Source organism: Pseudomonas sp. HY13-MNA-CIBAN-0226, from assembly GCF_040310305.1.
GTDB lineage: Bacteria > Pseudomonadota > Gammaproteobacteria > Pseudomonadales > Pseudomonadaceae > Aquipseudomonas > Aquipseudomonas gregormendelii.
This window is the reverse complement of the sequence record NZ_JBEOPS010000637.1, coordinates 1-235: the sequence shown is the minus strand read 5'-3', so window position 1 is coordinate 235 and position 235 is coordinate 1. Positions and strand designations below refer to the sequence as shown.

Here is a 235-nt window from a genome sequence, read left to right as displayed (position 1 = left end):
GGTTGGTCTGGTCAGCAATGCCGCGAATGGTATTGACGATGGCGGTGATCTGTTGCGAGCGCTCGCCCAGCTTGGCGATCAGTTGCGAAGAGGTGTCGATATCCACGGCAATTTCGCGCATGCCAGTGGCGGTTTTCTGAATCACCTCGGCGCCTTTTTCCGCCATCTCCTGGGTGTTCAACGACAGGTGATAAGCCTGTGCGGCGCTTTGTGCGTCGGCGGCATGCTGTAGCAC

At 58.3% G+C, this 235-nt stretch carries 1 pseudogene; it reads right to left on the bottom strand.

From position 1 onward, the window contains the following. Window positions 1-235 (bottom strand): annotated as a pseudogene (locus tag AAEZ05_RS30230) (chemotaxis protein); the annotation flags it as partial.